General features: G+C 70.9%; 29 protein-coding genes. 7 read left to right on the top strand and 22 right to left on the bottom strand.

Annotated features, from left to right (window positions below; all coding sequences use genetic code 11):
• Positions 1-260 precede the first annotated feature (260 nt).
• From KY469_17255 to KY469_17240, 4 genes are read left to right on the top strand one after another with little or no spacing between them, the layout of a single operon-like run.
• Complete coding sequence (locus KY469_17255; GenBank protein MBW3664850.1) at positions 261-1,799, top strand: hypothetical protein; 1,539 nt, start codon at positions 261-263, stop codon at positions 1,797-1,799.
• A gap of 43 nt (positions 1,800-1,842) precedes the next feature.
• Positions 1,843-2,274 (top strand): DUF4383 domain-containing protein, encoded by a 432-nt coding sequence (locus KY469_17250; protein MBW3664849.1) that lies wholly within the window; start codon positions 1,843-1,845, stop codon positions 2,272-2,274.
• A 26-nt stretch (positions 2,275-2,300) separates the two neighbouring features.
• A complete protein-coding gene (gene sigK / locus KY469_17245; protein MBW3664848.1) occupies positions 2,301-2,876 on the top strand; it encodes an ECF RNA polymerase sigma factor SigK in 576 nt (191 codons plus the stop codon).
• Positions 2,876-3,598, top strand: a complete 723-nt coding sequence (locus KY469_17240; GenBank protein MBW3664847.1) for an anti-sigma factor — start codon at positions 2,876-2,878, stop codon at positions 3,596-3,598. Before sigK ends, KY469_17240 begins: the two co-directional genes overlap by 1 nt.
• 22 nt (positions 3,599-3,620) lie before the next feature.
• Here KY469_17240 and ccsB read toward each other — a convergent pair whose 3' ends face one another.
• The 13 genes from ccsB to KY469_17175 form a co-directional block, all read right to left on the bottom strand.
• Positions 3,621-4,802 (bottom strand): c-type cytochrome biogenesis protein CcsB, encoded by a 1,182-nt coding sequence (gene ccsB / locus KY469_17235; protein MBW3664846.1) that lies wholly within the window; start codon positions 4,800-4,802, stop codon positions 3,621-3,623.
• Complete coding sequence (locus KY469_17230; protein ID MBW3664845.1) at positions 4,799-6,415, bottom strand: cytochrome c biogenesis protein ResB; 1,617 nt, start codon at positions 6,413-6,415, stop codon at positions 4,799-4,801. The genes ccsB and KY469_17230 overlap by 4 nt, the downstream gene beginning before the upstream one ends.
• Positions 6,416-6,607: 192 nt before the next feature.
• Entirely contained in the window at positions 6,608-7,339 is a 732-nt protein-coding gene (locus KY469_17225) for a cytochrome c biogenesis protein CcdA (protein MBW3664844.1), read from the bottom strand.
• Between the two features lie 104 nt (positions 7,340-7,443).
• Positions 7,444-7,992 (bottom strand): TlpA family protein disulfide reductase, encoded by a 549-nt coding sequence (locus tag KY469_17220; GenBank protein ID MBW3664843.1) that lies wholly within the window; start codon positions 7,990-7,992, stop codon positions 7,444-7,446.
• A 63-nt stretch (positions 7,993-8,055) separates the two neighbouring features.
• A complete protein-coding gene (locus tag KY469_17215; protein ID MBW3664842.1) occupies positions 8,056-9,015 on the bottom strand; it encodes a hypothetical protein in 960 nt (319 codons plus the stop codon).
• Entirely contained in the window at positions 9,012-9,950 is a 939-nt protein-coding gene (locus KY469_17210; GenBank protein MBW3664841.1) for a c-type cytochrome, read from the bottom strand. Before KY469_17210 ends, KY469_17215 begins: the two co-directional genes overlap by 4 nt.
• A 49-nt stretch (positions 9,951-9,999) precedes the next feature.
• Complete coding sequence (locus tag KY469_17205) at positions 10,000-10,596, bottom strand: ubiquinol-cytochrome c reductase iron-sulfur subunit (GenBank protein ID MBW3664840.1); 597 nt, start codon at positions 10,594-10,596, stop codon at positions 10,000-10,002.
• Positions 10,597-10,610: 14 nt separating this feature from the next.
• Positions 10,611-11,306, bottom strand: coding sequence for a menaquinol-cytochrome c reductase cytochrome b subunit (locus tag KY469_17200; protein ID MBW3664839.1), 696 nt, complete (start codon positions 11,304-11,306; stop codon positions 10,611-10,613).
• A gap of 175 nt (positions 11,307-11,481) precedes the next feature.
• Complete coding sequence (locus tag KY469_17195) at positions 11,482-12,231, bottom strand: cytochrome b N-terminal domain-containing protein (GenBank protein MBW3664838.1); 750 nt, start codon at positions 12,229-12,231, stop codon at positions 11,482-11,484.
• An 88-nt stretch (positions 12,232-12,319) separates the two neighbouring features.
• The gene (locus KY469_17190) at positions 12,320-12,667 is read right to left on the bottom strand and encodes a 4Fe-4S binding protein (GenBank protein ID MBW3664837.1); all 348 of its coding nucleotides are present in this window, start codon (positions 12,665-12,667) and stop codon (positions 12,320-12,322) included.
• Positions 12,668-12,766: 99 nt separating this feature from the next.
• Complete coding sequence (locus KY469_17185; GenBank protein ID MBW3664836.1) at positions 12,767-13,282, bottom strand: hypothetical protein; 516 nt, start codon at positions 13,280-13,282, stop codon at positions 12,767-12,769.
• Positions 13,283-13,456: 174 nt separating this feature from the next.
• Positions 13,457-14,083 carry a TlpA family protein disulfide reductase gene (locus KY469_17180; GenBank protein MBW3664835.1) on the bottom strand — a complete coding sequence of 209 codons (627 nt, stop codon included), beginning with the start codon at positions 14,081-14,083 and terminating at the stop codon, positions 13,457-13,459.
• Between the two features lie 15 nt (positions 14,084-14,098).
• On the bottom strand, positions 14,099-15,385 hold the full coding sequence (locus KY469_17175) for a glutamate-1-semialdehyde 2,1-aminomutase (protein ID MBW3664834.1): 1,287 nt from the start codon (positions 15,383-15,385) through the stop codon (positions 14,099-14,101).
• A gap of 206 nt (positions 15,386-15,591) precedes the next feature.
• On the opposite strand from KY469_17175, the gene KY469_17170 reads away from it, so the two are divergent.
• The 3 genes from KY469_17170 to KY469_17160 all read left to right on the top strand — a co-directional run bounded on the left by KY469_17170 (position 15,592) and on the right by KY469_17160 (position 18,343).
• Complete coding sequence (locus KY469_17170; GenBank protein ID MBW3664833.1) at positions 15,592-16,785, top strand: alpha/beta hydrolase; 1,194 nt, start codon at positions 15,592-15,594, stop codon at positions 16,783-16,785.
• Positions 16,786-16,967: 182 nt separating this feature from the next.
• Positions 16,968-17,666 (top strand): DUF222 domain-containing protein, encoded by a 699-nt coding sequence (locus KY469_17165; GenBank protein ID MBW3664832.1) that lies wholly within the window; start codon positions 16,968-16,970, stop codon positions 17,664-17,666.
• Entirely contained in the window at positions 17,666-18,343 is a 678-nt protein-coding gene (locus KY469_17160; protein ID MBW3664831.1) for an HNH endonuclease, read from the top strand. The genes KY469_17165 and KY469_17160 overlap by 1 nt, the downstream gene beginning before the upstream one ends.
• An 88-nt stretch (positions 18,344-18,431) precedes the next feature.
• Here KY469_17160 and KY469_17155 read toward each other — a convergent pair whose 3' ends face one another.
• From KY469_17155 to KY469_17115, 9 genes are all read right to left on the bottom strand, one after another.
• The gene (locus KY469_17155; protein MBW3664830.1) at positions 18,432-19,115 is read right to left on the bottom strand and encodes a glycerophosphodiester phosphodiesterase; all 684 of its coding nucleotides are present in this window, start codon (positions 19,113-19,115) and stop codon (positions 18,432-18,434) included.
• A 58-nt stretch (positions 19,116-19,173) separates the two neighbouring features.
• Entirely contained in the window at positions 19,174-19,593 is a 420-nt protein-coding gene (locus KY469_17150; GenBank protein MBW3664829.1) for a universal stress protein, read from the bottom strand.
• Between the two features lie 47 nt (positions 19,594-19,640).
• Positions 19,641-20,627, bottom strand: a complete 987-nt coding sequence (gene hemB, locus KY469_17145; GenBank protein MBW3664828.1) for a porphobilinogen synthase — start codon at positions 20,625-20,627, stop codon at positions 19,641-19,643.
• Between the two features lie 21 nt (positions 20,628-20,648).
• Positions 20,649-21,782 (bottom strand): YihY/virulence factor BrkB family protein, encoded by a 1,134-nt coding sequence (locus KY469_17140; GenBank protein MBW3664827.1) that lies wholly within the window; start codon positions 21,780-21,782, stop codon positions 20,649-20,651.
• A gap of 69 nt (positions 21,783-21,851) precedes the next feature.
• A complete protein-coding gene (gene cobA, locus KY469_17135) occupies positions 21,852-23,390 on the bottom strand; it encodes a uroporphyrinogen-III C-methyltransferase (GenBank protein ID MBW3664826.1) in 1,539 nt (512 codons plus the stop codon).
• Positions 23,391-23,419: 29 nt separating this feature from the next.
• Positions 23,420-24,364: a hydroxymethylbilane synthase gene (gene hemC / locus KY469_17130; protein MBW3664825.1), complete on the bottom strand. Its 945-nt coding sequence runs from the start codon at positions 24,362-24,364 to the stop codon at positions 23,420-23,422.
• A 61-nt stretch (positions 24,365-24,425) separates the two neighbouring features.
• The gene (locus KY469_17125; protein ID MBW3664824.1) at positions 24,426-25,682 is read right to left on the bottom strand and encodes a glutamyl-tRNA reductase; all 1,257 of its coding nucleotides are present in this window, start codon (positions 25,680-25,682) and stop codon (positions 24,426-24,428) included.
• A 176-nt stretch (positions 25,683-25,858) separates the two neighbouring features.
• Positions 25,859-26,539, bottom strand: coding sequence for a redox-sensing transcriptional repressor Rex (locus tag KY469_17120; GenBank protein ID MBW3664823.1), 681 nt, complete (start codon positions 26,537-26,539; stop codon positions 25,859-25,861).
• Complete coding sequence (locus tag KY469_17115; protein ID MBW3664822.1) at positions 26,515-26,817, bottom strand: glutaredoxin family protein; 303 nt, start codon at positions 26,815-26,817, stop codon at positions 26,515-26,517. The genes KY469_17120 and KY469_17115 overlap by 25 nt, the downstream gene beginning before the upstream one ends.
• Positions 26,818-26,855: the final 38 nt, after the last annotated feature.

Below are 26,855 nucleotides of genomic sequence, written 5' to 3'. Positions count from 1 at the left end.
CGCGATGGAGCTGGTCCCCCACGTCGACACCGTGTTCGACACGATCGACGCGGTCGTGGCCGGTGACGGCACCGCCTTCGACAAGCTCAAGACCGCCGCGGGCGTCATGCCCGGCACCGCCGCGATCTTGGCGGGCGGCATCGCCACCCAGTTCCCCGACCAGTTCAACGGCTGACGCCGACCTGAGCTGACGACCCGTCGACGGGGGCGCGCTCCCCTCGCGCCCCCGCCGACGAACCTCCACCGGACGGAGCCCTGCGATGAGTCGCCAGTCCGTTCTCGTTCACCGCTCCCACAGCCTGCTCCGGCCCAGCATCACCGTCCTGCTGGCACTCGCGGGCGGCATCCACCTCGGCGCCGCTCTGGCGCACCGCGCTACGACCTCCCACCTGATCTTCTTCACTGCGATCGGTCTGCTGCAGTTGGTCGTGGCGGCGGTCATCTTCCGATCCGACACGGCGCGCGCCCCGCTCGCCGTGGCCGCGGTGCTCAGCCTCGCCGCCAGCGCGGTGTGGATCGTGTCCCGGGTGTGGGGCGTCCCGTTCGGACCCAACCCGGGGAGGTTGCCGGTCGGCCTCACCGATGGCGTGGCCACGCTGGCTCAGCTCACGGTCGTCGGACTCGTCCTGTCGCGAGCGATCGGCACCTCGCGCTTCGACCGCTCGGCGCCTCCCGCCTTCGCGACGGGACTCGCAGCGGTCGCGTTCGCGGTCGCTGGCTTCGTACCCGGCATCGGACACGTGCACCCACTCCACGATCACGCCGACGACCTCGGCACCGTGGCGGCTGGCGCGGCCCACGACCACGGTGCCGGCGTCACGCCTGACCACCAAGGCCCCGACCTGCCGCCGGATCATGGTCCGGACCTGCTCGACCTGCGTCGCCAGGCGACCGACCCGACCGTGGGCGAGGCTCTCGTCGTGGGCGCAGGACCATCTGCGGTCGCCGTCCGCGACGGTGTGGTGTGGGTCGCCAACGGTCGCGACGGCACCGTGACGCGCTACGACGCTGCGACCCACGAGCCTCTCGGGGCGCCGACACCGGTCGGTGCAGGCCCGACCTCGATCGCGTTCGGCGCGGGGGCTGCGTGGGTCACCAGCGCCGACCCCGGTGCGGTCGTGCGTCTGGGCCTCGACAGCGGGCGGGTCCTCGGTACCGCCGCGACCGTGGGCAAGCTCGCACGCGACGTCGCCGTCGGTGACAGCTACGCGTGGGCCGTGTCGGCCTACGACGGACTGCTCCACCGCCTCGACCTGCGGACCGGGGCGGTCGTCGGCGAACCCGAGGTCATCGGCTACGGACCCCAGGCGATCGCGATCGCGGATGGGGTCGTGTGGATCGTCAACACGCTCGACCGCGAGGTGGTCCGCGTCGACGAGTCCACGGGCGAACGCATCGGCGACCCCATCCGCGTGGGGGCGGGAAGCACGGACGTCGTCGTCGCCCACGACGCCGTGTGGATCGCCAGTACGACGGACGGCACCGTCCGACGCCTCGACCCTGTGACCGGCGACCTGCTCGCGCCGCCGACCGCCGTCGACGACCGGCCGCAGGTCGGCGGGGGCCCGTACGCGCTGGTCGCAACGGACACCGCTGTCTGGGTCGCCAACAACGACGAGTTGACGCTCACCGCCCTCGATCCGGTCACAGGCCTGCCGCTCGGGCCTCCGGTGTTCACGACCAACTACCACGCCGAGGTACCACGAGCGCCATCGCTCGCCGCAGCGCACGGCGGGCTGTGGGTATCGATCCCCGGCGACGACCAAATCGTGCGGGTCTCCGACCCATCCGCCGCGTGACCACGCACGAACCAACCCACGACCGACCGACCCGGAGGCGAACGTGAACCTCACCCAACCGCGCCGCTTCGCCGCCGCCTTCGGGGCGATCTACCTCGCTGTCGGACTCATCGGCTTCGCCCTGACGGGCTTCGACGACCCCGTCGCGACCCACGGTCACCTGCTGGTGATCTTCGAGGTCAACACCCTGCACAACGCCGCCCACCTCGCCATCGGTGCGACCCTGCTAGGTGCCGCCGCTGCGACCACGCGACTGTTGCGCATCGTGGTGGCGGTCGTCGGCGCTGCCTACGGCATCCTCGGCGTCGTCGGTCTGGGCCTGGTCGGGACCGATGCCAACCTGTTGGCGCTCAACCACGCCGACAACGTGCTGCACCTGGTGACCGCAGCGGTCGCGGGGCTCGCGCTGTGGTCGACCCGCGACGACATCCACTCGCGTCGTCCCGTGGCAGACTCCGCCACGACCGGAAGGTAGGAGCGGTGATCGCAGGTTCACGGCGACTGCGCGCCGTCCCTGATCCGCACGCGGTAGAGGCGACGGACGAGCATCTGCTGACCCGCACCGCACGCGGCGACCAGGATGCCTACGCCGAGCTGTACGCCCGCATCGCCGGGCCGGTCTACGGGATGGTCCGGCGTGTGGTCCGCGATCCAGCGCAGTCCGAAGAGGTCGCGCAAGAGGTCCTCCTCGAGGTGTGGCGGAAGGCGGCGCGCTACGACCCGGACCGCGCGGCCGCGAAGACCTGGATCTTCACCATCGCACATCGTCGTGCCGTGGATCGGGTCCGACGAGAGCAGTCGACCCGCAACCGCCACGATCGGGCCGCGATCGCCAACCACAAGCCTTCGTCCGACGTCGTCGCTGACGAGGTGTCGACCCGCGCCGAGCACGAGCAGGTTCGGGAGGCCCTCGATGCCCTGACCGAGATCCAGCGCGAGGCCGTGGAGCTCGCCTACTACGGTGGCAACACCTACCGCGAGGTCGCCGACCTCCTCGGGATCCCGCTCGGAACCGCCAAGACCCGACTCCGCGACGGCCTCATCCGGCTGCGCGATGCCCTGGAGGTGACCGGGTGATGACGACCCCAGACATCCACACCCTCACCGGCGCGTACGCGGTCGACGCTCTCCCCGACGACGAGCGCCGCGAGTTCGAGCGTCACCTCGACTCGTGCGATGCCTGCCAGCAGGAGGTCGACGAGCTGCGCACGACCGCGGCTCAGCTCGCAGGCGCGGTCGCCGAGACACCGCCCGCTGGTATGCGCGCCGCGGTACTGGCTGCGATCGATGACGTCCGCCAGGAGCGCCCCGCGACGGAAGTGGCGGCGATCGACCGCGGCCGCGAGTGGATGCCGCGGGTGCTCGGTGCCGCTGCCGCAGCGTTCCTGCTGGTCGTACTCGGTCTTACGGTCATCGTGTCGAGCCTCAACTCGCGCCTCGACGACCTCGACGCCACGAACACCCAGGTCACCGAGGTGCTCGCCGCGGAGGACCTCGACACGGTCGAACTCGAGGGTGACGTGGGAACCGTGCGGGTCGCGTTCTCGCCCACTCGTGGCCAGGGCGTGCTGATCGGGACCGGACTGGAGCCGCTCTCCGACTCGCGCGTGTACGAGCTGTGGTTCCTCGAAGGCGGTGACCCCGTACCGGCGGGGCTGTTCACGCCCGATGAGCAAGGACGGGTCACCTTCGCGGTGAACGGGGACCTGGGTGGTGTCGAGGCCTTCGCGGTGACGATCGAGCCCGAGGGCGGGTCACCCGCGCCCACGACGGAGCCGGTGCTCGTCGGGGCGGTGTGACCTCCCTCCGTGCCCTCGAGGGCTACTGGAGGCCGGCGTAGGAGTGCAGGCCGGTGACGACGAGGTTCACCGTGAAGTAGGTGAACATCAGGATCCAGAACGCCCCGATGCCGATCCAGGCCGCACCCCGTCCACGCATGCCCCGTGTCGCGCGGGCGTGCAGGTACGCCGCGTACCCGATCCAGGTGAGGAAGGCCGAGGTCTCCTTGGGGTCCCAACCCCAGTACCGACCCCAGCTCTGCTCGGCCCAGATGGCTCCGGCAAGGACCGCGAAGGTCCAGACCGGGAACCCGAACGAGATCGTGCGGTAGGTCAAGGAGTCGAGCGTGGCAGCGCTCGGGAGCCGGTGCACGAGGCGCCACGCGACCAGCGCGGCCAGTGCCATCGCGGTGTTGACGGTGAAGAACCGGTTCACGTCGCCCGCGTACCAGAAGGTCCAGGCGATGGTCGCTGTCCCGACCCACGTGCCGAGGAACAGCCACAGCGGGTTGATGGCGGCGCGCAACGCGTCGCCGTACAGCCGGTCGTGGTCGACGGCCTCGAGGTCGTCGGGGTTGCGTCGACCCTCGGTCGCTTGGGTCACGGGGTCGGCGACCTCGGTCGCGGTCGCGTCGTAGGCGGCGCCGACGGTCGATCCGGTGAGCTTGGCCTCCTGGGCTCGGGCGACCCGGCGCTCGGCGGTATCGCGCAGCAGGAACAGTCCGTTGAAGATGAACGCGACGGTGAAGATGGTGGCCGCGGCCATGATCGCGAACACGTGGATCTTGAGCCAGTGCGACTGCAGGATCGCGACCAGCGGGCCAGGCTCGCTCCACACGAGCGCGGCAGCGCCCATCGTGAGCAGTCCGCCGAGGATCAGGAACCCGACCACCTCGGGGCGCTTGAGGCGCCACTGGAACACGACGACGCCGGCGAGCACCACACCGAAGGCCATGACCGACGAGTACTCGAACATGTTGCCCCACGGCACCCGTCCGCCCGAGGCGACCGAGCGCGCGACGAGGTGACCGAGGTGGGTCGCCAGGCCCGCGATGGCCAGGGTCGTGGCGATCCGCTGGCCGCGGACGCCGGCCACGGCGGCATCACCCTCGGCTCGGTCCACGCGGGTGAACGCCATGGCGTAGAGGTAGGCCGCCATCGCGAGCCCGTACAGCACGACCGTGACCGGCGAGAACAGGGTCTCGCTCAGCTCCGCTGCCGTCATCGGGGCACCACCTCGGTCTCGCGTGCGGGACGCGGCTCGCCCTCGCCGCCGGTCGACGGTGTCCCCAGGCGCTGGCGGAGCGTCTCGACGATCTCGGCGAACTCGCCGCTGAAGGCTTCGGGCCGCTGGAACGAACGCCCCGCGAGGCTCACGACGGTTCGTCCGAGCTCGAGATCCGTGGTCACGGCGACCCACACCCGGCGGCGGTAAGCGTACAGCGCGGGCAGCAGGCCCAGCAGGATGAGGCCAGCCGCGACGAGCAGGACGGGCGCGGTCGGGCGGTCGCTGATCTGGAAGGCGACCCAGCGGCGGATCTCGGGGAACGCGACGCGGACGCTCCCGTCGAGTTCGAGCGCCTGGTTCTCGCGCAGGTAGGTCTGCGCGACGAGCTCCATCGCGGTCGTGTCGAGGGCGTTGACGTTCTGCACCCGGTCGAAGCGCAGGTCGCCCCGGTAGACGTCGAAGAGCAGGGCCGGCTCCTCCAGCCACGGGGCGCCTGTGGGCTCGGGACCGTTGAGGCCCTCCGGGGCGCTGGCGAGGAACAGCAGGTCGAGGCCGAGGTCGGGATCGAGCGCGGGAGCTTTCACGGCACCGTGCCACAGCCCGGCGGTCTCGGTCGCGGTCATCGGCACGAACGCGTCGTGCACGATCTCGCCGTCGGCGGCGACGACGACGCGGGCGGCGTACCCCCAGTCGAGCTGCAGCACCTTCATGCCATCGACGAGCAGCGGGTCGTTGGAGCCGACGGTCTCGGTCGATGTCGTCCCGTCGGCCTCGGTGACCTCGACGGTCGAGCGGAACAGGATCGGCTGCGCGTCGTCGGTCCACTCGACCTCGAACCGCTCGAGACCGAGCACGAACCCGCGGTGATCGGCCTCGGACCACAGCCGCCCCGGGCGGTAGGTCCAGTACCCCACCGGGGCGTCCGCCCACTGTTCACCCTCGACGATCGCGACCTGGCCGCTGAAGCCGATTAGCTGGCCCGCGACGATGGCGACCAGCAGGACGTAGAACGAGGTGTGGAAGAGCAGGCTGCCGCCCTCGCGTAGCAGCAGGCCTCGTTCTGCCGCGACCTGGGACGGAGCATCGGCGTCGTCGGGGCGGAGCTTCCAACGGTCCTCGGTGAGCACGCCCTGTGCCACCGCGAGCGCCTCCTCCGGCGGGGCGGCCGTCTCGATGCTCGCCTGCTCGGGGTGGACGGACAGGTCACGCGAGCGCGGCGGCACCGCCCGACGCAGGCGCCACAGCGCGCGGTAGCGCGGGATGAGGCAAGCGGTGAGGCTGGTGAACAGCAGCACCAAGACGATGAGGAACAGCCGCGAGCCGTAGACGTCGTAGCCCCCGATGGCATCGATCAGGCCGGAGACGAACCTGCCCGGTCCCTCGGTGCCGGCGCGCCACGCGGCGACGGTACCGGGGACGTTGGGTCGCTGGGGGACGAGCGTGGCGACGATGGACAGCAGCCCGAGGACGCCGAGCAGGTACAGCGCGGTACGCATGCGGCGCAGCCAGCGCCACGCGAACACGACGGTCTCGACGGGCCCCGGAACGCGGGGACCGTGACGGACCGGCGGGTTGGCCTGGGGAGGCGGGGCGGAGTCGGGGCGCGACACGCGAGGAAGGTACCGGGGTCACGGCCCGATCTGAGGGTCGGCCCGGATGGGTCCGCTGGATGCAGGGCGATCCGAGGGCGTCATCTGGCGAGGCGCCGACCGGAAGCGATGCTGAGCATCGCTGAGGATCGGCAACGACGCCAGGGGCGTCCTCGGGACGCCCTGCGCCAGCATGACCCGTGCGAGTGGCCCTCAGATCGGGGGCTCGAAGCCCGTGATCATGGGGCGGAGCCAGATGATGAACCGGTCCCACCAACCGAGCACGATCGCGATGCCGACGACGGCGAGTACACCTCCACCGGCGAGCTGCAGGGCCCTCGCGTTGCGTTTCAGCAGGTCGAGCGCACCGCTGAGGCGCCGGAACAGCACGCCCACCAGCACGAACGGCAACCCGAGCCCGAGCGCGAAGATGAAGGCGAGCGCTCCGCCGCGGAGCGTGCCGCCGCCCGCGGCGATCGTGAGGATGGCGCCGAGCGCGGGCCCCACGCACGGCGTCCACGCGACACCGAACACGAAACCGAGGACGGGGGCACCTGCGAGTCCGCCGCCAGGGGCCTGATCGAGTACACGCAGCTCGCGCATCAGCCGACCGCTCGCCATGAGGACGCCGAACGCGATGACGAGCAGGCCCATGACGACCTGTGCCACGGTGCTCGTCTGCAGGAACGTCAGCGCCCCGATGGCGATGCCGATCATCGTGAACGGAATCGCGAAGCCCGCCACGAACAGCATCGACCCGATCAGGACCTTGCCCTTCGCCACCGCCCCGCCCTCGACGATGTCCTCCCCCGACAGGCCCGTCATGAAGGACAGGTACCCCGGCACGAGCGGAACCACGCACGGACTCGCGAACGACACGATCCCCGCGATGAACGCGACACCCGCGGCGGCGACGACGTTGGCGTCGACGATCAGCCCGCGCACGTCGGCCGCGGCGAGGCGGTCGACGAGCAGCCACAGGCCCAGGCCGAGCACGACGACGACGCCGAGTCGTAGCGCCCAGGTGCGGCGGCGGTCGTCCGGGGCGATCACGCTTCCTCCGTCAGGTACCCGACGACGGCTCGCAGCTCGGGGGCACTGGTGACGCCGAAGAGCCGCACGGCGACGCGCCCGTCGCGGTCGAGCACGATGGTGGTCGGCAGGGCCTGCGGGCTGACGCCCCGGAACTTCGCCGCGAACTCGCCTGCGCGATCGAAGATCGAAGGGTACGGCACGTCGAACTCCCTGCGGTACGCGCTGGCGTTCGCCTCCGGATCGAGGACGTTCACACCCACGAACGACACGTCGTCAGCCGCCAGTTCATTGTGGGCGTCGTTGAGTTCGGGTTGCTCGGCACGGCACGGTCCGCACCACGAGGCCCAGAAGTTGACCACCACGACGTCGCCAGCGAGGTCAGCCAGGGACAGCTCGCCGTCCTCGTCGAGCAGCGGGAACGCATCGGTCGGGGCAGCGACGCGATCCTCGGGGTGGGCGATGACCGCTCCCGGTCGCAGACCTGGGATCTCGATGCCACCAGCGCCCGAGCACGCGGACAGCAGGGTCGCGAGCAGGAGGAAGGTGACGAGGGCGGGTCTCATGGCGGGCACGTCAACGTGACCGCGGCCCTGAGGTTCCCGCCGAGGTTCCCCGAGGGGTGCGGCTCACGCGTTGACCGGCTCGCGCGCCTCGCCGGGCTGTTCAGCCTCGGCGGCGGCCGCAGCCACGGCCTTCTCGCGCTGCTCCATCCGGTCGAGGCCGAACAGCGACAGTGCGAACAGCACCAGCGAGACCACGGTCCACACGGCGGACGGGAACCAGAGGGCGCCGGGGTCCTTGAACGCGTACCACGTGCGCTCCTCGACCACGAACGTCTCACGCTCGGGCGCCACGTTCTCATCCGCGTTCACCGTGTTCGCGAGCAGCTGCAAACGAGCCGCCGCGACGCGGTGGCCGTTGCTATCGGTGAGCCGGACGAGAGCGCGGCCGTCGTCATCGGTGGCGACCTGCGCGGTGAGGAACGGGCTCGCGCGCTCGCGGTCGTCGGGCAGCTCGCCGGCCTGCTCGGCGAAGGCCTCCTCGATCCGGGCGCGGCGTTCGGGCCCGATCAGCGCGGTGCCCTGCTCATCGGTCGGCAGGAACTGGGCGAGCATCGTGTTGAGGCCCTGCGACAGGTCGCCCGAGATGAACGAGAAGTTGGGATCGCCTTCCAGCTCCCCGATGGGTGTGCCTCCCTGGCCGACGTACTCGGCGACGGTCTGGAAGCTGTCGAGCCCCTCGTTGGAGATGGGGAAGAACTCGGCCCGTTCCGAACCGGGCTCGAAGGGGAACCACTGACCCTGGTAGTTGTCGCCGGGCTGACCCGGGAAGTTCACCAGTCCGGTGGCGACCGGCGTACCCGGCGCCCCGAACCACCAGTACACACCGAGCAGGAAGGTGAACCCGAAGAACGCGGTGAGGTAGACCAGCGCGCCCTTCTTCGCCCCGTAGATGGCCCAGAGCAGGACGTACACGCTGCCGCAGAAGAACAGGATCGCGAGCGGGATGGCCAGCTTCGCAGCGATGTGGTCCGCCGGGACGTGCTCGAGGAGCGGACCCTCGGTGGCCAGGATCAGGTTCCTCATCCGCTCGCTCCCTCCTGGATCGTCCTGAGGTACTCGACGATGCGCTCGATCGCGTCCATCGGGAGCACGTCGCCCCAGGCGGGCATGCTCGCCCCGGTCGGCACGATGCGGCCCTGCACGATGGCCTGGACGATCGCCGCGCGCGCTTGCTCGTCGGCCTCGCCACCCTCGCCGGTGGCGCCGTAGCGCGCGAACACGTCCTGCAGGGACGGGCCCACGAGCCCCGGCTCGTTCTGCCACCCCTGGCCTTGGGCACCGTGGCACCGGGCGCAGTTGTCCTGGAACAGCTCGTCGCCGCTGGCACCCGCGACCGCCACCGCCTCGGGGTCCTCGCCGGTCTGGATCGACAGGAGGTACTCGACGATGTTCTCGACCTGCATGTCGATGTAGGGCCCGCCGTAGAAGGCACCCCACGCCGGCATCGGGGTGCCGGGGCGGCCCTGCTTGATGGTCTGGAGCATGAACTCGCGGATGTCGGTCACGTTGGGGTTGTCGGCGTACCGGGCGACGATGTTGTTGAGCGCCGGAGCCGGCCAGGGGGCGCTGATGTCGGGATCGGGGTTCGGGGCGGACCCGCCACCGGCCTCAGGGCCGTGACACGTCGCGCATGCCTCGGCGAACAGGAAGCGGCCGCGGATCACGTCCTCCGTGTAGTAGTCGTCGACCTTGTCCCCGATGCGCTCCGGTTCGATCAGCCAGTACACGGGGAGGAAGACCGACGCGAACAGCGTCAGCGCGACACCCCAGGCCATCGCCCGTTCCATCCCGGTCGTCTCGAGCTCGTCGTCCGAGTGGTACGGACGCATCGCGAGGGGGATATCGCCCCGGCGCTCCGGGCCCTTGCGGCGCTTGCCGGGCCCGACGATGAAGTAGGCGATCGCGAACAGCGCCAGCGCGACGAGCAGGATCGTGATCGCGATGGTCCGTGGGCTCATGCCGGGGCTCTCGTTCCTGGTCGGTGGCTGGGGATCGGCGTGGGAGGGATCAGACGTCCACGCAGTGCGGGCCCTCGGGCTCCTGCTGCAGCACACGGGCGGTCCGGGACGGTCCGGTCAGGATGGTTCCGGTGCTCACGACGAGGTTGCCCGCCTCGTTGATCGTCGCGGGGAAGCGGTCGAGCCCACGGGGCGCCGGTCCGCCCATCCACTCGCCCCAGCGGTTGTACTTCGACCCGTGGCAGGGGCACTCGAACCACTGCGACGTCTGGCACCACGGGACCCGACATCCCAGGTGCACGCACTTCTGGTACACCGCCATCAGGCCGTTGTCGTCGTCGATGATGACGTGCGGCTCACCCTCACCGTACTCTTCGCGGGCACCCGAGAGGCTGGGCTCCCACGCGATGATGTACATCTTCCCCGCCGGGAACGCGAAGGGCGCCTTGTTGGCACGGACCTCCTCGAGGAGTCCGTCGGCGCTCATGTCGGTGATCTCGATGTCCCCCCCGAAGCCGCCCCCTACTTGGGGCCACAGCTGCCCCAGTGCGGCGAGGCTGAAACCGCCGAGGCCCAGCGCGGTCCCGCCGATCAGCCCGAGGCGGAAGAAGTCCCGCCGGGAGACACCGTCGTTGGCCTTGGCCATGTCAGACCACCTGCCTACAGCTCGAAGAAGAGGCCGTCCTGCCACGGCCAGACCCAGTTGAAGCCGGGGCCGCGGAAGAACGACCCGGCGAAGACCAGGACCGTCCACAGGACGAGGAACATCGTGAACGCGAGGTTGGCGAACTTGCGGTTGTCGGGCTTGGCCGACGGGTTCTTGTCGATGTAGCCGGCCGCCCCGAGGATGATCAGCCCCACACCGGGGATGGTCACGCCGGCGACCATCGGGTGGAAGTAGCGCAGCAGCTCCTGCAGCCCGAGGAAGTACCACGGTGCCTTCGAGGGGTTGGGGGTGAGGTTGGGGTTGGCGAGCGTGCGGAAGATGGGGTCGAGGAAGTAGCTGACGATGAGCAGCAGCACCCCGACCGCGAGCAGCGAGACGAACTCGACCAGCAGCAGGTGCGGCCACGTGTAGACCTTGTCCGCTTGCTTGCTGTGGACCTGCTGGATACCCGCGGGGGGCACGAGGGCCAGCAGGCGGTGGGTGTGCTCCGACGTCCCGGGGACGCCGATGGACTGCGCCGCTCCGTTGCCACCCTTGGACTTGAGGGACTCCTGGACGCGCGCGGCGCGTTGCTCGGGGGTCAACCGGCCACTGGGTGTCTCGGCGGTCGCGACGGCGGCGGCCTGCGTGGCCCCGGCGGCCTCGCCCGCGTCTGCGCCCTCGGCACGCGCAGCCTGAGCCGCGGCGATCTCCTCTTTGGACTTAGGCCCGACCTTCTCGCCCGCCTCCTGCTTCTGCTTGCGGACGGCAGCCGCCTTGGCCTTCGCGCGCGCGATGCGCTCGCTCTTGCCCTCGGAGATCAGCCGGTCGTAGACCTCCTGATCGATCTCGACCTCGTCGCTCATCGGCTCACCTCCTCGCGGTTCACAGCGGTCCGGAGATGCCGCCGTCCTTGCGGATCCTCCAGAAGTGCACCGCGAGGAAGACCACCAGCACGAACGGCAACAGCAACACGTGCATCACGTAGAAGCGCAGCAGCGTCTCGGGACCGACCTCGACCCCGCCTAAGAGCACGAACTGCACCTGTTTCCCGAAGACCGGTGTGAAGCCCATCATCTCGGTGCCGACGGTGACCGCCCAGATGGCGAGCTGGTCCCAGGGCAGCAGGTAGCCGGTGAAGGACAACAGCAGCGTGAGGGTCAGCAGGATGACGCCGACCACCCAGTTGAACTCGCGGGGCGGTTTGTAGGCACCGTGGTAGAAGACCCGGGCCATGTGCAGGAAGACCGTGAACACCATGAGGTGGGCGCCCCACCGGTGCATGTTCCTGACCAGGTTGCCGAACGTCACCCCCGCGATGATGTTGCGCATGTCGAGGTACGCGAGCTCGGTGTTGGCACCGGCCGTCGGTCGGTAGAAGAACATCAGGAAGATGCCCGTGATCGTCAGCACCACGAACAGGAAGAAGCTGATGCCGCCCAGGCAGTAGGTGTAGGTCAGCTTGAGCCCGTGGCGCTTCACCTTCACCGGATGGAGGTGGTAGAGCACGTTGTTCATGGCGGCAAGCGCACGGTCCCGCGAGGTGTCGCGGTAGCCCTTGCGGTAGATCGACCCGGGTCGGAAGATCGACTTCCAGATCACGTTGTCCTGGACCCGCTTCTTGGCGTCGTCCAGGTCCTTGGGACGGGCCTCCTTGAGCGCCTCACGGCGCTCCTTGGCCTTCTCCCGCAGCTCGCTCAGCCTCGACACGCGGCTTCTCCTGTCAGTTGCCCTCGACCCGACCGAGCCACAGGGCGTCGGTCGGGCAGCGCTCGACGCAGATCGCGCAGCGCGTGCACTCGTTGTCGTCGATGATGAACACCGCGCTGGACTGCGAGGCGAGCGTCTGGATGCTGGGGTTGTCGGCGTTCTGGATGATGTCGGGGGACATCATGAAGATGCACTCCCACGGGCAGACGTCCTCGCAGGCGCGGCACAGGATGCACAGCTCGGCTGTCAGCCCGATGTGGCGCTTGGGCTTGACCCGCTCCTGCAACCAGTTCGGGTCGACCTGCTGCACCGTGTAGTCGTCGAACATCAGGGGGTGTTCGCCCCGGTCGGTCTTGCCCACGTCGTTCTCCTGTTCCGGCAGTTGTGCTACCGCTCTCGCTGCTTGAGCACCTAAGCCGTGCTACCGCTGTCGCTGCTTGAGCACCTGTCTCGCCGGGGGCTACTTGTAACCGCCGGCTTCGGGCTTGACCTCGCCCGCCACGAGGGTACGGGGGTAGCGCTGTTGGATCTTGATGGCCGCCCAGAACGTCAGCCCGAACGCGACCAGGTGCTCGACGACGACCACGGTGTCGCGGATGACGTTGTAGACGTTCGACGCGATGTCCAGCTTGGTCCCGCCGATCGTGAGCGTGAACGACGTCGGGATGATGCGGTCAGCCAGGATCTCCTTGTTGGCGTCCAGGAAGTAGATCCACGACGAGGGCAGCACCCCGAACACCCACCACAGCACGGCCGTCCCCGCCATCACGCCCATGGCCGCGGACGCCCACTCGTGCTTGCCGTACCACCGCTTGGCCAGGAACAGCGGGGCGCCGATCAGCCCCGCACCCCAGATGGCCAGGATGACGAACCCCCACCAACCGTCGCCCCGCGAGCTGGGGTCTCCGAACAGGTACAGCGCCCGCAGCGCATCAGGGATCGCGCCGAAGAAGTCGCCGAACCAGCTCCACCGCAAGGGGGGATCCTCCCACCTGTTGTACTACCGCTTCTTCGCTACTCGAGTACCGCCTGTCGTACTACCGCTTCGCTACTCGAGTACCGCCTGCCGCCTGGGGCCGGAGCGTACCAACGGCCCCGAAGACCCAACAAAAACGGCACGAGACGGGAACGGCTCCGAGGAGCGCATCGTTCAGACGTCGAGATGCTCCTGGATCAGGGCCCGCAGCTCCTCGGCGGTGACGGGTCCCGCGTGGCGGTGGACGATGGTGCCCTCGGCGTCCACGAACAGCGTCGTCGGCATGCCGCGGCCCTGGACCGCCCGAAAGAAACTGCCGTCCCGGTCCTCGACGAGCTCGTAGGTGACCCCCGTCGCCGCCGCCAGGTCCCGTGCCTTGTCGGCGGCGTCCTCGCGATCGACGCCGACGAAACGGACCTGGCTCCCCACCTCCTGATGGACCTGCTCGAGATCGGGCATCTCCTCGACACAGAAGGGGCACCACGTGGCCCAGAAGTTGATGATCGCAGGCTGGCCTCGCAGGTCGTCGGTGGTGAGGCAGCCGTCTCCGTCGAGCTCCGGCAACGCGGCCTGCGGCAACGGATCGCCACCCGTGAGCGGTGCCAGGGGCTGCACCGTCGTGCGGTCTCCAGCGCCGAGTTCGCCCGCACCGTCGCAGCCCTCGGACGCGGTCGGTTCGCCACCACCGCCACCGCAGGCGGCCAGCGCGAGCATCCCGACCGCCGCGACCGCCAGCGCGCTCCGCCTCACCATCACCCCGCTGCTCTCGGTCTTGGTCTCGGGGCGGTCAACGACAGCCACTCCAGATCGGTTCCGTCACGCCAGGGCGCGAGCGGCGGCGGCTGCGGCGAGCCGGACACGTTCCAGCGCCTCGTTGTCCAGCGCCGTGCACGTGAACAGCACCTCGTACCCCGACGGTGCCACGTACACCCCGTGGGTGAGCATCTCGTGGAAGAAGGCGGCGTAGCGGTCGTGGTCCGCCCCGCGCACGTCCTCGTAGTCGCGGGGCGCCGCCGCGTCGAACACGATGCCAGCCAGGGTGCCCTCGTACGACACCACGGCCTCGACGCCGGCGTGCTCGAACGCATCGCTGAACAGGTCGACGACGACCCGGGTGACGCTCTCGAGCCAGTCGTAGACGCCGTCGTTGAGCAGCCCCAGCTGCGCGAGAGCAGCGGCGACGGCGACGGGGTTCCCGCTCAGGGTGCCCGCCTGGTAGACGGGTCCCTCCGGTGCGAGGTACCCCATGAGGTCGGCGCTTCCTCCGAACGCCGCGAGCGGGAAACCTCCCCCGATCACCTTGCCGAGGAGCGTCAGATCGGGCGTAACGCCGTAGTGCGCCTGCGCCCCGCCTCGCCCGAGTCGGAAGCCGGTGATGACCTCGTCGAACACGAGCACCGCGCCGCAGCGGTCCGCGACCTGACGCAGGCGTGCCAGGAACCCCTCGACCGGGGGGACGAGGTTCATGTTCGCGGGGAGCGGCTCACACAGGATCGCGGCGAGCTCGTCGCCGTGAGCGTCGACCGCCGCCTCGACCGCCGCCACGTCGTTCCACGGGACCACGATGGTGTCCGCCACCGCGCCGGGGGTGACGCCTGGAGACCCGGGGATGCCCAGCGTGGCCACCCCGGATCCCGCCTCGACGAGGAGCGCATCCACGTGGCCGTGGTAGTGGCCGGCGAACTTCAACACGCGGTCGCGTCCGGTCGCGCCACGGGCCAGCCGGAGCGCGCTCATCGCTGCCTCGGTCCCCGAGCTGACCAGCCGGACCTGCTCGAGGGAGGGGACGGCCTCGATGAGCACCTCGGCGAGCGTGACCTCACCTCGGGTCGGCGCCCCGAACGTCGATCCGCGCTGGACCGCAGCCCGTGCGGCTGCGGCGACCTCGGGGCGAGCGTGACCGAGCGGCAGAGGTCCCCAGGACTGGACCAGGTCGACGTAGCGGTTGCCGTCCTCGTCGGTGATCCAGGCGCCTTCACCAGCGACGATGAAGCGAGGCGTCCCACCGACCGACCCGAACGCGCGGACCGGCGAGTTGACCCCGCCCGGGATCACCTTCCGGGCGCGGTCGTGCAACTCCGAAGAGCGGACGGGATCCACGATGCTCCGGTCGGGTTCCGTGCGCACGGCGTGGTGCCGACGTGCGGATGCGGCGTCGCCCAGGAAAGACAAGGCTAGCGGTACGGCTCTGTGCGGCCCCGAGCGACCGAGACCGCGCTCTCGGTCGCGGAGGCGCCACTACGCCCCGATCGACGACGCGGATGCGGCGTCGCCAAGGGAAGCGCTCAGGCTTGAGTAGCCTCGGCGGCATGGGCGCGAAGAGGAAGCGATCGGTCGCTGCCGCCGGTATCGGTGGTACCGCGGCACTGGTCGCAGCCGCAGCCGGTGGGGCGAGCTGGTACTACGCCCGCCGCATCGTCGAGCCGGCGGCCGACGTCCCCCCCGACCCGCCCGCGCCGGAGGACCACGTCCGCATCGAGCAACGTACGGACGACTCCGTGTGGCTGTCGGGTCGGGGCGCGCAACGCCCAGGGACCTGGGGTCTGGCCTGGTCCAACGGCTACGCACAGGTCAGCGATGTCGAGGCCGTGGACGGCGAGGGCGTCCGCCGGGGGCTGCGGGTGTTCGAGGGCGAACCCACCAGCGGCGTGGAGGCGGTGCTCGACGCGGACGCCTACCCCCACGACGGCGCGGCACTCGGCCGTCCGTGGAAGCAGGTCACCTACCACTCGCCGATCGGCGACCTCCCCGCCTGGGAGTACCCCGCTGTGGGTCGGACCTGGGGCGTGTTCGTGCACGGCCGAACCGGTCGACGGCATGAGGCGTTCCGGGCCATCCCCACCTTCCTCGACCTCGACATGCCGTGCCTGACGATCAGCTACCGCAACGACGCCGACGCGCCGCGCAGCCCGGATGACCGTTGCCACCTAGGTGCCACGGAGTGGGAGGACGTCGAGGGAGCGGTGATCTACGCCTTGTCGCAGGGCGCCGACGACGTCGTGCTCGTCGGCTACTCGATGGGCGGGTCGTGCATCGCCGCGTTCATGGCTGCCTCGACCCACGCAGCCCGTGTCCGGGGCCTGGTCCTCGAGGCCCCCGTGCTCGACTGGGTACCCGTGCTCCGGCAGGCCGCACGCCGAAGGGGCTTGCCGGACGCGGTGCTGCCCGTGCTGCTGCCCGCGACGATGGCCCTGGCTCGCTACGGATCCGGCATCGACTGGCGCGCCATGAAGCACATCGACCGCGCTGGCGATCTTGTCCATCCGACGCTGTTGATCCACGGCGACGCCGACGAGACCGTGCCCGTCGAGCTCGCCGACCGGCTGGCGGCTGCCCGCCCCGACCTCATCACCTACCTGCGCGTCCCCGGTGCCGGGCACGTGCGCTCCTGGAACGTCGACCGTCTCGCCTACGAGTCCGCCCTGCGCGAACACCTGGCGGAGCGCCTCGCGGCGACCAAGCTGCCGAGACACCGGCAGCGGAAACGCCTCTTCCCGCGCTAGGCGCCGTGGCTCCCACCGCCGCGGTCGGCTGACCTTCGTCACGGCCCGGCGGTCCTCCACAGATCCCAACTTTCTTCGCCCGAGGTGCTTGACATGTCCCAGCCAAATCATACACTTGTTCCCATCACCAGTACGACAGAGCGAGGAGCTCCACACCAGCCACGACCTGAGGGAGACAGGACGTGAAACGCACCACCGACACCCACGCCACCGCGGGCCACACCCCCGCGGCGGTCGACGCGGCGGTGGCGGCGGTAGACCTGGCCGGTGACCTCGCCGCCCTCGAACAGCTCGTCGACGACATCAGCACCTGGGACCTCGAAGCCCTCCCCGACCCCGACCTGCTCCCCGCCGTCGAGGCGCTGGCAGGGGCACAGCAGCGACTGGCCGCCACCGAAGCGCTGCTGCTCGACCAGGCCCAGCTACGCCAGGCCTACAAGGCCGCCGGATCGGCGCGCCTGGTCGACTGGATCAAGACCCACCTGCGCACCGACCCCATCGTGGCCGGCAAACAACGCCGCCTCGCCACCCAGATCGCCAACGACCTACCCGCCACCCGCGACGCCTGGCGCGCCGGCAACATCACCACAGCCGCGGCCGAAACCATCGCGACCCAGATGCGCGACCCCCGCGTCGAAGGCGACGCCGACTTCGAAGCCGAGCTGGTCGCCACCGCCCGCACCCAACTGCCCTCGGTGGTCCGCCAGACCGCTACGGCGATGAAGCACAAGCTCGACCCGCCCAGCGCCGACGACATCGCCAACCGCCAGCACCAGCGCCGCCGCGCCACCTGGACCGCCCTGCCCGGCGGCATGCACAAGTTGGAGGCCATCACCACCGCCCGCGGCCGCGCCAAGCTCGACGCCGGCCTCCGCCCCTGATGCGCCCCGACCCCAAAAACCTGCCCGAGCAGCTGCGCCGCACCGAACCCCAACGCCGCCACGACGCCCTGATCGCCCTCGCCGACCAGGTCGGACCCACCCTGACCGACCCCAACGGGCGCGGCACCCGACCCGCCCACGTACTGCTGCTCGCCCACCTCGACGCCCTCCGCGGCGACCCCAACGCCCCCACCCCCACCCTGGACAACGGCGAACCCATCCCCTCCGCCATCGCCCGCGCCCTGACCTGCGACCCCGTCGCCGCCAGCATCATCCTGGACGCTGCCGGAACCCCCATCTGGGGCAGCGCCTACACCCGCGTCATCCCCGCCCACCTGCGCCGCGCGGTCCAAGCCCGCGACCTCCGCTGCCGCCGCTGCGGCGCCCCCCTCGCCCAGTGCGAGGTCCACCACATCCTCCACGTCCTCGACGGTGGGCCGACCGAGGAACGCAACCTGCTGCTGCTGTGCTGGGCCTGCCACGACGACATCCACACCGGCCACTGGACCCTCCAACTCCACGACGACAACTCCGTCACCTTCACCTCCCCCCAAGGCCAGTCCTGGAACGACCACCCCCTAGACCCGACGCCCCCGCCCAGCGGCGAGGGCAGGCGAAGCACACCCACTGACGACCTGATCGAAGGCGGCTGGAGCCAGGGCCGTCCCGATCCTTGAGAACTGCACAGCGACCGACCGACGCCGACGGGGCGCGTGTCCCGACGACGAACGAACACGCCGCCGGCATCCGCCCCGCCGACGTCGGTCACCCGTCGCCCGTTGGCGGCCGCACGCCCTCGAAGATCAGGTTGTCGGCGAGGTCGCGGGCGCGGGTGAGCTCGGCTTCGGTCCGGACGGTCCAGGCGATCAAGGGGCGCCCTCGCGCACGCCACGCGTCGGTCCACGGGTTGGGCAGGCCGTCGAGCGCGTAGCTGACGTAGTGCGGCCGGGTGCGCGGGTTGAACCGCAGCTGGCGCAGGGGGGCGCGCAGCCAGCGGGGGACGTCGGCGACATCATCGTCGAACCTCATCGCGGTCTGGCCACGGAGGATGCCCGGGGCACGCGCCGCGAACCACGCCACCGTCTGGGGGTTGAACGAGGTGACCGTCACCGGCCCGCGGTAGCCCTCGACGAGAGCGGCGACCCGCGGCTCGACCGCCCCCGCTCGACCGCGGCGGTTCTTGATCTCGATCATGATGGGGACCCGCCCCGCCACGACCTCGAACACCTCGCCGAGCACGGGGACGTGTTCGTCGCTGTCCAGCAACCTCCGGCGACGTAGCTCTTCGACACGCAGCGCCTGGATCCGACCCGGCGCTCCGGTCACGCGCTCGAGATCGTCGTCGTGGAACACGACCGCCTCGCGATCCGCCGAAGGGTGGACGTCGAGTTCGATGGCGTACCCCGCGTCGGCGGCGGCAGCGACCGCAGCCAGGGAGTTCTCCGGCACTCCGGCGCCGTGCAGCCCTCGGTGAGCGAACGGCGTCCGGACCAGCCAGTCCAACCGCTCAGGTGGTCTTGACGACGAGCACCGAACAGGGCGCCTGGCGGAGCACCGAGGAGGCGACCGAGCCGAGCACCCGAGCCGCTCCCTGCACGCGACGGTTGCCGACGACGATGAGGGTGGCGCCGCTCTCACGCGCCTCCTCCACGATCGTGTCAGCGACGGCGCCGTTCCGGGCGGAGGTTGTCCACGGGCCGGTGTAGCCGATGCGGCCAGCCAGCCCCTCGACGAGGTTCTCCGCGGTCTGGAGCGAATCGATGCGCCAGACGTCGGAGCCGCCGCCCCGAACGGTCGCCGGGTCTGAACGGTCGTAGGCGGTCACGAACCGCAGTTCGCCGCCCGACGCGCTCGCGTAGCGCGCGGCCTCACGTGCGGCGTGTTCGGCCGTCTCGGTGCCGTCCACACCCACGACGATCCGCTCCAAGGTGTACCTCCAACCGGCGTGTCGCGGACTCTACGTCACCGCGTCGATCAGGTGCGTCGCAGCGACTCGGCCACCTCGCCGGCGGCGTAGGTGAGGACGAGGTCGGCGCCCGCGCGCAGCACCGACGTGATGGACTCGAGCATCACACGCTCGCCGTCGATCCAACCGCGCTCCGCCGCTGCCTTCACCATGGCGTACTCACCGGATACGTGGTAGGCGGCAACCGGAAGATCGAAGCTGGCACTCACATCGGCGATCACGTCGAGGTAGGGCAACGCCGGCTTCACCATCACGACGTCCGCCCCCTCGATGACGTCGAGCGCCACCTCGCGCAGCGCCTCGCGTCGGTTGGGCGGATCCATCTGGTAGGTCCGCCGGTCACCGAACGAAGGCGCGGACTCGGCGGCCTCGCGGAACGGCCCGTAGAACGAGGACGCGTACTTCGCCGCGTAGGCGACGACGATGGTGTCGGCGTGACCGTTGCCGTCGAGGACACCGCGGATCGCGCCGACCTGGCCATCCATCATGCCGCTGGGGGCGACGACGTCGCAGCCGGCGTCGACGTAGACCAAGGCCTCGCGGACGTAGCCCTCGACCGCGCGATCGTTGTCGACCTCGCCGGCGTCGGTGAGGGGGCCGCAGTGGCCGTGGTCGGTGTACTCGCACGAGCACACGTCGGCCCACAGCCCCACGTCGTCGCCGAGGTCGTCACGGAGCGCGCGGGCGGCCACGGGGACGGGGCCGTCGGGATCCCATCCCGACGAGCCAGTTGCGTCCTTGCGCTCGGGGATGCCGAAGAGGATGAAGCTGCTGATCCCGAGCCCGTGCAGACGCTTGGCCTCCGCGCGGACCGACGCGATCGAGTGCTGCGAGATGCCCGGCATCGAACCGACGGGGACGGGTTCGATCGCGCCCTCCTTGACGAACAGAGGCGCGACGAGCGCGGCGGGGTCGGGGCGCGTCTCGGCGAACGCACGCCGCAGGGCAGGGGTCCGCCGGAGACGGCGCAGACGCAGCTCGGGGAAGGTGCTCATCGCCCCGATCGTACCGGCGTCTCAGTCGTTCCGGCCGGGGAGCCCGATGGCCTTGATCAGGCCGGCCACGATCCCCAGGCCCAGCACGAACGCGATCGCGCGTTGCACCGGATGCGGGTCGCGCAGCTCGCGCGTGCGATCGTCGGCTTCCTCTAGGCGTGCCACGGTCGCGGTGCTCACCGCATCCGAGCGTTCGTTGGCAGCAGGGGCCGGGGCGAGCGGCGGTCGGTGATCCTCGATGTGCTCGTCGCCGGGCCAGGGCGTCGGGGCGTCGAGATCGGGTGGATCGGTCCGGGCGTCGCTCGGCACCTCGTCTACTGCGTCCGCGTCCATCGATCCGTCGTCCTCCGCCAGCACCGCGTTGAGTTCCGCACCGTAGAGGTAGAGGCGCGCCCCGAGGAAGAGCAGGAACAGCAGAGCGAAGACCCCACCGAGGGTCCCGTACAGCGCGTTCGCCTCCGCGACCTTGTCGCTGACGAACGTCGCCCCGAACGTCTTGAGCACGACCCATCCCGTCGCCGCCAGGACGGCTCCCGGCCACAGCCGCCCGATGGGGGGAGGGCCGGGGTTGAGGTAGCGGTAGGCGAACAGGAACATCAGCCCGTCGATCGCGAGGGCGGCGAGGAGGCCGAGCAGCGTGGCCAGCGATCCGGTGGCACCGGTCAACGAGGCCATCCCCGCGCCGACGAGCACGAGCGTGCCGAGGACCGCGAGCACCCCGAGCTCACGCAGGCGGGTCTGGACCGCGTTCTGAGCCGCCTCAACCCGGAACACCCGTCCGGTGGCGACGCTCGAGGCGTCGACCACGCGCAGTCCCGAGAGCAGCAGCGTCACGAGGCCGACGATCCCGACGCCACCGCGGTTGTCGATCAGGGTCTCGACCGCGGCGCCGATCTGGCTCTCCCCGAGCGCTCCCTGGAAGCCGGGGATGGCCCCGGTGATGGCCTCGACGACCTCGCGCTGTGCCGCGGGGTCACCGGCGAGCACGAACCCGGCCACGGCCAACCCGACCAGCAGCAGGGGGAACACCGACAGGAACCCGAAGAACGCGATGGCTGCGGCGAGCTGGTTGGCGGCGTCGCCCTCGTAGCGCTCCTGCACCCGCAGCGCGGTCCCGACGAGCGGCACCTGCCCCAGGCGGTCCTTGATGGCCACGGCGGCACCTCCGCGGCTCAGGCTAGAGAGCACCCGGTCGGACCACCTCGACCGGACACGGCCGGCGGGTCAGCGCGAGGCCACTGCCACGATGGCCGCCACCAGCCCGTCGAGGTCGTGGGGAAGGGCCTCGGCCGACACCTCCAGCCCCAGCTCGCGACACATGGCGCTCGTCACGGGACCGATGGAGACGACCGTCGCCCGCCAGGGCCGGCCACCCATGATGTCGACGAAGTTGCGGACGGTGGAGGAGGCGGGGAAGGCGAGCACGTCGATCTCGCCAGCCGCCAGGTCGTCGGCGACCCCCGGCGGCAGGTCCTCGGGGCGCATCGTGCGGTAGGCATCGACGCGGACGGGGTCGTAGCCCTTGTCACGCAGCGCGTCCTCGAGGACGTGCGTGGCGATGTCGGCGCGAGGCAGCAGCACCTGCCCCGAGCCCGTGGGGAACGCCGCCGCCAGCGCTTCGGTCGTCGAGGTGTCGGGCACGAGGTCGGCGCGCACCCGGAGGCGGCGCCACAGCGCGCTCGCGGTGCCGGGGCCCACGGCCGCGACGAGATCAGCTCCCGCGAGCGAGCGAGCGTCGAGCCCAGCCTCATCGAGGGCCTCGGCGACCGAACGGACCCCGTTGGGCGAAGTGAAGGCGACCGCCTCGAACTCCCCGTTGCCGACCGCGCGGAGCGCAGCCGTCAGCAGCTCGCGGTCAGCAGGGTGGATCTCGATCGTCGGAGCTTCGATGGGTTGGCCACCGAGCGTGCGGATGCGCGCCGACAGCACGGATGCCTGGTCGCGGGTGCGCGGCACCAGGACGCGTACGCCGTGGAGCGGCAGGTCCTCCCGCCAGCGCAGTGCGGGGGTCAAGGCGGCGACATCACCGACCACGGTGACCGCGGGGGGACGCAAGCCCACGCGCTCGACCTCTGCGGCGACGGTGCCCAGGGTGGCCGTCAGCGTCTGCTGCCGGGGCGTCGTGCCCCACCGGATCACTGCGACGGGGAGGTCGGGCGACTTGCCGTGCGCAACGAGCCGCTCGGCGACCTGGCCGATGTGGGTCACTCCCATGAGGAACAACAGCGTCCCGGGGAAGCGCGCGAGGGTCTCGAAGTCGATGTGCCCGCCACCCTTGGCGGGATCCTCGTGGCCGGTGACGACGGCGAAGCCTGCGGCGATGCCTCGGTGGGTGAGCGGAACGCCGGCCGCCGCGGGGACCGCGACGGCGGAGGTCACGCCACTGACGATCTCGAACGGGATACCGGCGAGCCGCAACGCCTCCGCCTCCTCGCCGCCCCGTCCGAACACGAACGGGTCCCCTCCCTTCAGACGGACGACCGCCTTGCCGTCGCGGGCGCCGCCGGCCATGAGGGCGTCGACCTCGCCGCGGGTCAGTCCCTGCTCCCCGTACCGCTTCCCGACCGCGATGACGTCGGCTCCCGTGGGAGCGAGCATCAAGGCCTCCTCCGGGGACAGCCGGTCGTGCAGCAGCAGGTCGCACGTCGAGATGAGCACGGCGGCCCGCAGGGTCAGCAGTCCCGGATCCCCCGGACCTCCGCCGACGAGGTAGACCGTGCCCGGTTCCGCGGGCCCGCCACCGAGACCGCGGTAGGGCCGCAGGATCTCGGCCCAGTCCCCGTAGGACCGGTTCACGGAGTCGACCGCGTCCGGAGGCGTTCGAGGATCCCGTCCCCGCCCTGCTCGCGGAGCGTCCGCGCGAGCGCCGCGGCGAGTCGGTCACCTTCGCTGAGGGCCGCCTGGGCGGATGCGCGCAGGAGTCGCGTCCCGGAGGGGTCGGACAGCATGCCCAGGAGCTCGAGCCGGTCGCCCCGGGTCTCGGCGTGCGCCCCGATGGGGGCGGTGCACCCGCCCTCGAGCTCGGCGAGGAGAGCGCGCTCGGTCGTGGCGCAGCGGCGAGTGTTCTCGTCGTCGATCGTCCGGAGCGCCACGAGCACCTCGTCGTCGTCGACACGACACTCCACCGCGAGCGCGCCCTGCGCTGGTGCGTGGAGGCACTCCCCGTGCTCGAGCGGCACCGCCTTCACCGCCACGTCGAGGTCGGATCCGAGACGCAGCACGCCGGCCATCGCGACGACGACCGCGTCGAGGTCGCCGTCGGCGACGCGGCGCAGACGCGTGTCGAGGTTGCCGCGCAGCGGCTGGACGAGCAGATCGCGTCGCGCCTTCTGCAGCTGTGCTCTGCGTCGAGCGCTGGACGTGCCAACGGTCGCATCGCGCGCCAGCGTCGCCAGTCGCGCCCCGTCGCGCGTCACGAGCAGGTCACGGGGATCCGCCCGTGCCGGGATGGCCCCGACCACCAAGCCCTCGGCCGCGTCCGTCGGGAGGTCCTTGAAGGAGTGGACCGCGAGGTGGCAATCGCCATCGAGCACCGCGCGTCGGACACCGTCGACGAACATACCCTTCGTGTCGAACGCCTCCAGAGCCCGCTCGGGGTGCTCGTCACCGGTCGTCGAGAGCGGGACGAGCTCGGCGGTGCGGCCGGTTGCGACCTCGAGCGCCTCCGCGATGTGCCCCGCCTGCGTCCGCGCCAGGACGCTGCGTCGGGTCGCGATGCGCCAGGGAGCGTCGGTCACTCGTCGCGCTCGCGGAGGGCGTCCTCAAGCAGCCCGGAGGGCGGTAGGACAACCTGGGCAGTCACTCGTCGAGGTCGAACAGCTCGCGCAGCGCGTTGGCGTAGTGCTCCGCCCCGCCCCGGTCAGCCAGGCTCTTCAACCGCACCGATGGCTCGTGCAGGAGCGTGTTGATGATGCCGCGAGCGAGCGCCTCGACCGCCTCACGCTGGCGTTCGTCGAGACCGGCGATCCGCACGCGCTCGAGCTCCGCCCTGCGGATGGCGTCGGCGCGCTCGCGCAGGGCACGGATGGTCGGCTCGATCTTCACCGCGCGCGTCCAGGCACCGAAGCGCAGGGCTTCCTCCTCGACGATCGCGCGGACCTCGGCAACGACATCGCCGGCGATCGCGGGCTCGTGGATCGCCTCGCGCACGACGTCGATGTCGACGATCTCGACGCCGGGGATGTGGGCACAAGCGGGATCGACGTTGCGGGGGACCGCGAGGTCCAGCAGCACGACGGGGCGGTCGGGGCGGGTCGCGATGGCGGCCTCGACGAGCTCGGCGTGGAGGATCGGGTGGGACGCCCCGGTCGTGCACACGACGACATCGGCGTCCGCTACCGCACCGTGGAGGTCCGGTTCGGCGATGACCTCGCCGTCCGCGCGCGCCGCGATGCGCCGCGCCTTGTCGGGGGTGCGGTTCCAGACGAGCACCCGCTGCGCCGCGACCTCACTGAGTTTCTCGGCCGTCAACGCGCCCACCTTGCCCGCGCCGACCACCAGGACCGTCTTGTCGACGAGGGGACCGACGTGTTCGACGACGGTGTCGAGCCCGACATCGACCATGGAGCGGGCGCCGGCCTCGATCGCGGTCTCGGACCGGGCGCGACGCGAGACACGTACGGCCTCGCGGAACAGCTTCTGGAGCACGCGCCGGCTCGCGCCCTCGTCGCGCGCGACCTCGGCCGCCTGCTTGACCTGCAGACCGATCTGGGGTTCGCCGACGACGAGGGAATCGAGGCCGGAGGCGACCGTGAAGAGGTGCTCCGCGGCGCGCTCGTCGTAGTGGGCGTAGTGCGCGGCCTCGAACTCGGCGATGTCCATCCCGGCACGCTCGGAGAGCCACGCGACCAGCTCCTGCAGCCCGGGGTGGAAGCGGCTCACGTGGGCGTAGACCTCGACGCGGTTGCAGGTCGACAGCACGACCCCCTCGATGACGTGCTCGAGGGCGGTGACGGCCCGCAGGGCTTTGGGGAGCTCTTCGGACGGCACCGCGAGACGCTCGAGCAGATCGAGGTCCGCACTGCGGTGGTTGAGGCCGATGACGAGGACGGACATCCGGGTGGTGCCGTTCGGTCGGTTCGGGTCGCCCGGTCTGGTCGGGTGCGTTGCGCTGGTCAAGCGCGGGGGTCGTCACGTGTGATCGCGGTGCGTGGTCCCCGCGTGACGGCCAGGGTACCGCCCGTCCCTGAGCCTCCCCAACGCCGTCCCGTGGGAACCGTCGCTCGGTCGGGTCAGGCCCTCCGCCGATCCGTGACGGCGTGGACCTGCTCGTAGAAGGACAGGATCTGCAGCTCGGTCGACAGATCCACTCGGCGGATCGAGGTTCCGGCGGGAACCTCCACCCGCGTCGGGGCGAAGTTGAGGATCGCGGTGACGCCCGACTCGACGAGGTCGTCGGCGACGGCCTGGGCGGCGATGGCTGGCGTCGCCAGGATCCCGATCGAGATCCCCTCGCGGCGCACCACCCGCCGGAGATCGGACAGGGCCTGCACGACGCACCCACCGACGATCGTGCCCACCTTCTCGGGGTCGGCGTCGACCAGCGCCGCGACGTGGAAGCCACGCTTGCCGAACCCGTCGTAGCTCGCCAGTGCCCTCCCGAGGTTGCCGACCCCGACGATGACCACACGCCGCTCCTCGGCGAGTCCGAGCACGTCGATGATCGCGTCGGCGAGATCGCGTGCGGGATAGCCGACCCCGCGTGTCCCGAAGGTCCCGAGGTAAGACAGATCCTTGCGCACGATGGCGGAGTTGACGCCGGCAGCCTCAGCGAGCGGACCGCTGGCGATGGTCTCCACCCCGGAGTCGACGAGGTCGGCCAGCACCTCGAGGTAGAGCGGCAACCGGTCGACGGTGGCCGCCGGCAACCGGCGGTCGGAGGTCGTGCTCACGCGCGGCGCCAGTCGGCCCAGCGACCCTCTCGGGCACGACGGACCGTGCGGGCGACGAGGCCGGGCTGGAGCGGACCCTCGCTGATCTCGCGGCCGTCCACGACGACCACCGGCACACGTTCGCCGTACCGCTGGCGCAACCCGTCGTCGGTGTCCACGTCGATCCGCCGGACGCGGGCGTGTCGGGCCTCCTTCGCCACGAGCACCTCCGCCTCCTCGCAGAGCGGGCACTCGTCGCGCGTGAACACCTCCACCACGACACGGTGGCGGCGGCGGCCGCTCCCCACGGTCAGCGACACTCGTCGGCTCCTGCCCCGTTCTCGACCCGACCGTACCG

The sequence above is a fragment of the Actinomycetota bacterium genome (assembly GCA_019347575.1).
In the GTDB taxonomy this organism is placed as follows: Bacteria; Actinomycetota; Nitriliruptoria; order Nitriliruptorales; family Nitriliruptoraceae; genus JAHWKY01.
The sequence above is the reverse complement of the archived record's forward strand: the minus strand, read 5'-3'. Positions and strand labels throughout refer to the sequence as shown.